Raw genomic sequence first — 6,172 nt, 5'->3', positions numbered from 1 at the left:
TGCCACAGGTAGCGCAGCTCCCCGGCGGCGAAGACCCCGTCGTACTGGCCGAGCACGGTGGTGACCAGGGTGCTGCCGCTGCGTCCGCTGCCGGCCAGGTAGAGCACCCGCACCGGCGGGTTCACACCGGCTCCCGCACGGTCCGCGCGGCGCTCGCGTAGACCTCCCGTACCCGGGTCAGGTGCGCCTGCGGGGAGAAGTCCCGCTCCACACGCGCCCGCCCGGCCCGCCCCATCCGGTACGCCCGAGCCGGGTCGGCCAGCACCCGGTGCAGCCCGGCGGCCAGCGCCGCCGGGTCGTCGGCGGGCACCACCTCGCCGTCCACCCCCGAGGTGACCAGCTCCGGCAGGCCACCCAGGTCGGAGGCGACCACCGGCACCCCGCAGCCGTACGCCTCCAGCACCGCCATCGGCTGGTTCTCGTTCCACCGCGAGGGCACCGCCACCACGGTGGCCGAGCGGACCAGTTCGTGTAGCCGGGCCTTGTCCAGCCGGCCGTGGAACCGGACCCGGCCGGGGGCCCGCCGCCGGGCCAGCTCGGTCAGCCCGTCGCGGGCCGGGCCGTCCCCGGCCACCTCCAGCACGACGTCGTCGGGCAGCCGGGTGAGCGCCTCGATCAGCACGTCGACGCCCTTCTCGGCGGCCAGCCGACCGGCGAAGACCACCGGGCCACCGGGTGCCGTCTTGACCGCCGTCGTGGCGACGTCGACGAAGTGCGACACCACGTGCATCCGGTCGGGGAAGACCCCGGCCCGGCGCATCACGTCGGCCAGGAACCGGCTGGGGCTGACGAACGCCTGCACCGGCCCGTACGCCCGGGTGGTGCGGTGCAGCCACGACTCGACGGCGAGCAGCGAGCTGGCCCCCAGCGACCCGTCCTTGCAGCGGCGGCGGGCCGCCCGTAGCGGGCCACCGGTCACGCAGGCGTCGCAGACCGCGCCCCGGTCGAGCATCTGGTAGCTGGGGCAGGCCAGCTTGTAGTCGTGCAGGGTCATCACCGCCGGCACCCGGGCGGCCCGCACCGCGGCCAGCACCGACGGGGAGAGCTGGTGGTAGATGTTGTGCAGGTGGACCACGTCGGGCCGGAACTCGGCGAGCACCCGGGCCAGGCCCCGCCGGCTGGCCGGCGACCAGATCATCCGGGCCGCCACCGCCGCCCGGGCGCCCGCGCCGCGCGGCGTCGGGTCCAGCTCCACGTGGGACGGGAAGTGCCTGGCGTACGGGGTGGGTGCGTCGTTGTCCGGGTGGGTCATGCCGAAGAACGCCACCTCGTCGCCGTCGCCCCGTTGCAGCTCGGCGACGTCGAGCAGGTAACCCTCGGCGCCGCCGCGCCGGTAGAGGAACTTGTTGACGTGGAGGACACGCATCGGCCTGCTCCGGAGGTGGCTGCTGGGGTCCGTCGGGGGTCGCGGGGTGGGGTGGTCGCCCCGGACAGCAGCGGTGACCAGGGGCCCCACCGTATGCAACACCGGTGTCGTGAGTCCAGCTCATGATCCCCAAGTAGCCACACGGCCCATCGCCGGCTGACCACACGGCCACGTGGCCAGCCGTGATGATCTGCCGGTACCGTGTGCCCCACCCCGCCCGACGTGCCCGAGGAGGACCCGGTGCCCCACCCCGACGAACCCTCGGCGCTGGCGTACACCGCCCGACGGGTCCGCCGGCACCTGCGCTGGGCGCGCACCGAGGGCGTCCGGCGGCTGATCGAGGAGGACCGGCTCGACCCGGTCGAGCGGGCCCGCACCGCGTTGGCGAAGCGGCGCTGGCGGCGGGCCCACCCCGGGCCGCCCGGCCGGGCCGTCCCGGTCTACCTGGTGGGCCTGCAACGCTCCGGCACCAACATGCTGACCCGGGGGTTGGACGCCGACCCGTCGGTGGAGGTCCGCAACGAGAACGACCGGGCCGTGTTCCACCGCTTCCGGTTGCGCCCCGACCCGGTGCTGGTCGCCGTCGTCACCCGCAGCCGGCACCGGTACGTGCTGGTCAAGCCGCTGTGCGACACGCACCGGGTGGACGAGCTGCTCGACCTGCCCGGGGTCGCGCCGGGGCGGGCGCTGTGGGCGTACCGGGACGTCGACGACCGGGCCCGCTCCGAGGTGGCGAAGTTCGGCGACGCCAACCTGCGGGCGTTGCGGGCGATCGCCGACGGCACCATCGGGGACCGCTGGCAGGGGCAGCGCCTGGACGCGTCGACCCGGGAGCTGGTCGCCGGCTTCGACTACGACCGGATGACCCCGTACACCGCCGCCGCCCTGTTCTGGTACGTGCGCAACTCGTTGTACTTCTCCCTCGGGCTGGCCGACCGGCCGGACACCCTGCTCTGCTCGTACGACGCGTTGGTCGCCGACCCGGCGGGGTACACCCGGCGGCTGTGCGCCTTCCTCGACCTGCCGTACGACCCGGCGCTGCACGCGCACGTCGGAGCGCGCACCCCGGCGCGGCCCCGGCTGGACATCGACGCCCGGGTGCGGGCGCTGTGCACCGAGCTGGCCGGCCGGTTGGACGCGTCGGCCGGCCGACAGGAGGCGGTGGACCATGGCTGAACCGCACACCCCGCTGCCCGACGCCCGGCCGGACCGGCCGCAGGGGCCGATCTTCCTGGTCGGCTGCCAGCGCTCCGGCACCACGATGCTGCGCCTGGTGCTCGACTCGCACTCCCGGGTGAGCTGCGGCCCGGAGACCCGGTTCCTGGCCGACATGCAACGCATCGTCGGGCGGGACTGGGAGCGGCTGTCCCGCTTCGGGTTCCCCCGGGAGTACTGGCTGGGCCGCATCGCCGACTTCTTCGGCGGCATCCAGGCCGACTACGCCCGGTCCCGGGGCAAGACCCGCTGGGCCGACAAGACGCCGCTGTACGCGCTGTCCATCGACTTCCTGGCCGAGGTCTTCCCCGACGCGCAGTTCGTACACGTCGTGCGGGACGGCCGGGACGTGGTGGTGTCGCACCGCAAGCGGTTCGGCTACTGGTCGGCGGTGAAGTGCGTGGTGAAGTGGCCGCGCTACATCCGGATCGCCCGCGCCGCCGGGGCCCGGCTGCCGGCCGACCGCTACCACGAACTGCGCTACGAGGAGACGGTCACCGACCCGGAGAAGGCCATGCGGGGCCTGTTCGAGTTCCTCGGCGAACCCTGGGAGGCTGGCGTGCTCGACTACGACGGCAAGCAGCACGACGTGGCGGGCAAGTACACCGCCGAGGCGCAGCGACGGCGGGCCGCCGCCGGCACCGACGCCCCGATCTACGGCTCCCGGGTCGGCACCTACCGCCGCGAGCTGGATCCCTTCCTGCGGGTGCTGGTCCGGGTCTTCTCCGGTGCCACCCTGCGCGAACTGGGCTACCGGTGAACCGCCGGGCCGGCTCGCCGGCGGGTCGTCGGGTCGGGCGGCGGGTGCTGGTCGCCGGGGCGGTGCTGTTCGCCCTGGTCGCTTCGGCGGCCTGTTCGGACGATCCCGCCCCCGGGCCGGCCCCGTCGGCGACCGCGCCGTCGGCCGCCCCGTCAGCCGGTGCCAGCGGTACGCCGCTGCCGGCCGGCGCACCGGTCCGCAACCCGTTCGGCGCGCACTGGGACTTCTCCCGGCACGACCAGTTCGTCCCCTACCTGGAAAAGCTCTCCGGCTCGGCGACGTACCACGAGCTGAGCTGGTGTGACATCGAGAAGACCCAGGGCAGCCCGGACTTCGCGGCGGTGGACCAGATCGCCGAACGCAGCCGTAAGCTCGGCATCACCCTGCACCTGAAGATCCGTACCGGGGTGTGCTGGGCGACCGGCGGGACGGCGAAGTTCACCCGGGGCCAGGCCAACAAGACCGAGTCGGCGATGCCGACGGACCTCGCCGCCTACCAGAACTTCGTCCGCACGCTGGTGCAGCGGTACGCCCCGTACGGCGTCGGTGAGTACGCCATCGAGAACGAGGTCAACGCCCAGCAGTACTGGGCGGGCAGCCCCGAGGACTACCGCCGGCTGGTCACCGCCGCCGCCGAGGCGATCCGCGCGGCCGACCCGAAGGCCAAGGTGGTCGACTCGGGCATGAGCAGCGTCGCGTACGGGATGGGGGTCGCCGACCGGCTGCTGCGGGCCGGGCAACCCGACCAGGCCGTCGCCGCCTACCAGGCGTACTTCCAGCGGCGGATCGGCACCCGGGGTCGGCTGATCCCGGCGGTGAACGACCCGGCGGCGTTGCGTACCGCGTTGGACAACGCGCAGAACTCCCGCAACCTGGCCTACCTCGCGGTCACCGAGAAGCTGCTCGACGACCGGGTGGTCGACGTCCGGCAGCTGCACTTCTACGAGCACTTCTCCGGGGTGCCGGCGCTGCTGGACTACCTGCGGGCCGAGACGCCGTCCGGTGTCCCGGTGCAGGCGTGGGAGGTCGGCCAGTTCTGGAAGGACGGCGACGACGACGCGGCGGCCCGGGGCGACGAGATGGTCAAGGTGGTCAGCATGCTGGTCGCCGGGGGCGTCCGCGAGGTGCTCTGGCTGCCGCTGGCGTACAACCCGAACAACCGGGCCGGCGCGGAGGTCCGCTACGGGCTGCTCGACCCGGACGGCACCCAGCGGCAGGCCGGCGCGATGATGGCCGCCCTGGCGGCGGCGGCCCGGGACGCGACGGTCGAACCGGTGAACGCCAAGGGACTGACCGGGGTGGCGTTCCGGCGGGGTGCGGAGAGCACCCTGGTGGTCTGGTCGACCTCCACCGGCACCGTGTCGTTGCCGGCTGCGGCCGGGGTGACCGGTGGCCCGGTCGGTGCCGACCCGGCCGCCCGCGGGGGCGCGCTGCCGATCGGGCCGAGCCCGGTGCTGGTGCGCGCCACCGGCACCCCGGACGCGGTCCTCGGCCCGATCCGCTGACCGCCTCCCCCGCCGCACCCGCTGCGGTGGGAGGTGCGGTGGGGCCCCGGGGCAGTGCGGTCGGAACACGGGCGGGTGCGGTCGGGCACGGGTGGGTGCGGCGGGCCTCCCATGATCACATTGCGATTCTGCGCACTGGTCTCGGCGTGTCGTCTACATGATCGCCATCCGTTCATGGTCCCGCACGCTGGCGCGGCGGCATTCACCTCGGCAGCGGGAGGTGTGCCGCTCGCTCACCAGGTACGCGGCCAGCCGAGCAGGTCCGCCAGGCGGGCGTTGTGCGGGGCGAACCCGGCGGCCAGGTCGGCCCGCAGCGCCGGGGTGAGCTGCGACGGCCCGGAGTCCGTCCGCCGGGTGTGCCGGGCGAACTCCGCCGGGGTGTACGGGGCCAGCCCGAGGAACCGCAGCACCCCGGCGTACGTGCCGGCCGGGTCGGCGTACAGGTCCTCGCTGCGGATCACGTGCAGCCGGTCGGCGGGCAGGTGGGCGTACCAGCGGTCGAGCTGTTCGGCGTAGCGGCCCCGCGCGGCGTAGGAGAAGTTGCGCAGCGCGTGGTGCGCCGCCGGGGTGTCCGGCCCGTCGACCAGCGCCCCGGCCAGCCGCCCCGGTTCGGCGGCCAGCGCCTCGGCGAAGTTCAACGGCTCCAGCCCGTACGAGCGGGTGTGCAGGTAGTGCGAGTAGGCCCGCTCGACCGGGTCGCGCAGCAGCGCCACGAACCGGGCCTCGGGCAGCGTCGCCGCCACCCGGGCCGGCACGCCGGGGTGGAACAGGTAGTAGGGGCTCGCCTCGAAGCTGCGCCGGCCCGGGGCGGCCGGCGGGAAGTGCGCCCGGTACCAGCGGGTTCCCCGCCCGAAGTGCAGGCTGAAGAACTGGAGTTCCTTGCCGGTGGCGGCCCGCACGTCGGGGTGCGCGGCGAGGTAGTGGTGCCGCGAGGTGTTGCCGCACCGCTGCCCGCCGATGATCTGGCAGTCGGGCAGTGCGCCGACCCGGCGGGGCAGCGCCGCCCGTGACCAGGGGGGGGTGCCGCGTACCACCGGGGGGTGCCGGTCCACGGTGGCCCGGCGCGGCCCCGCGCTCACCGCGACACCACCCGACCGGAGGTGTCCCGGCCACCCCCGCCCACCCCGGAGGGGGGCGGCCCGTCGGACGGGACGACGCCCGGGGCGTCCCCGGTGGCGTCGGACGGGTCGCCGCGGCGGCGACGGCGGGCCAGGGTACGCAGCACCAAAAGATCCACCCGGCTGAGCCCCAGCGCCCGCACCGTCCCCAGGTAGAACGCCACGAACGTGGCCCGCCCCGCGACCCCGCGCCCCCGCCCCCCCCGCC

The 6,172-nt window shown here is 74.8% G+C and carries 6 protein-coding genes; 3 read left to right on the top strand and 3 right to left on the bottom strand.

Annotated elements, in window-relative coordinates:
* Positions 1-121 precede the first annotated feature (121 nt).
* On the bottom strand, positions 122-1,366 hold the full coding sequence (locus tag ACOJTC_RS00840; RefSeq protein ID WP_420115355.1) for a glycosyltransferase: 1,245 nt from the start codon (positions 1,364-1,366) through the stop codon (positions 122-124).
* Between the two features lie 240 nt (positions 1,367-1,606).
* Here ACOJTC_RS00840 and ACOJTC_RS00835 point away from each other — a divergent pair, with 240 nt between their 5' ends.
* The 3 genes from ACOJTC_RS00835 to ACOJTC_RS00825 are packed head-to-tail and all read left to right on the top strand — an operon-like array spanning position 1,607 to position 4,846.
* Positions 1,607-2,542, top strand: a complete 936-nt coding sequence (locus ACOJTC_RS00835) for a sulfotransferase family protein (protein WP_420115354.1) — start codon at positions 1,607-1,609, stop codon at positions 2,540-2,542.
* Positions 2,535-3,341 carry a sulfotransferase family protein gene (locus ACOJTC_RS00830; protein WP_420115353.1) on the top strand — a complete coding sequence of 269 codons (807 nt, stop codon included), beginning with the start codon at positions 2,535-2,537 and terminating at the stop codon, positions 3,339-3,341. Before ACOJTC_RS00835 ends, ACOJTC_RS00830 begins: the two co-directional genes overlap by 8 nt.
* Positions 3,338-4,846: a hypothetical protein gene (locus tag ACOJTC_RS00825; protein WP_420115352.1), complete on the top strand. Its 1,509-nt coding sequence runs from the start codon at positions 3,338-3,340 to the stop codon at positions 4,844-4,846. Before ACOJTC_RS00830 ends, ACOJTC_RS00825 begins: the two co-directional genes overlap by 4 nt.
* A 233-nt stretch (positions 4,847-5,079) precedes the next feature.
* On the opposite strand, the gene ACOJTC_RS00820 is transcribed toward ACOJTC_RS00825, so the two are convergent.
* A complete protein-coding gene (locus ACOJTC_RS00820; RefSeq protein WP_420115351.1) occupies positions 5,080-5,925 on the bottom strand; it encodes a sulfotransferase family protein in 846 nt (281 codons plus the stop codon).
* Positions 5,922-6,172: hypothetical protein (locus ACOJTC_RS00815; protein ID WP_420115350.1), on the bottom strand; the 251-nt coding region annotated here is incomplete at its 5' end. The genes ACOJTC_RS00815 and ACOJTC_RS00820, both read right to left, overlap by 4 nt.

The organism is Micromonospora sp. (assembly GCF_048594385.1).
GTDB lineage: Bacteria > Actinomycetota > Actinomycetes > Mycobacteriales > Micromonosporaceae > Micromonospora > Micromonospora wenchangensis.
The sequence above is the reverse complement of the archived record's forward strand: the minus strand, read 5'-3'. Positions and strand labels throughout refer to the sequence as shown.

What these genes read in the sequence shown, in the direction of transcription:
- ACOJTC_RS00840 (WP_420115355.1), bottom strand. Translation starts at nt 1,366, where the DNA reads ATGCGTGTCCTCCACGTCAACAAGTTCCTCTACCGGCGCGGCGGCGCC.
- ACOJTC_RS00830 (WP_420115353.1), top strand. Translation starts at nt 2,535, where the DNA reads ATGGCTGAACCGCACACCCCGCTGCCCGACGCCCGGCCGGACCGGCCG.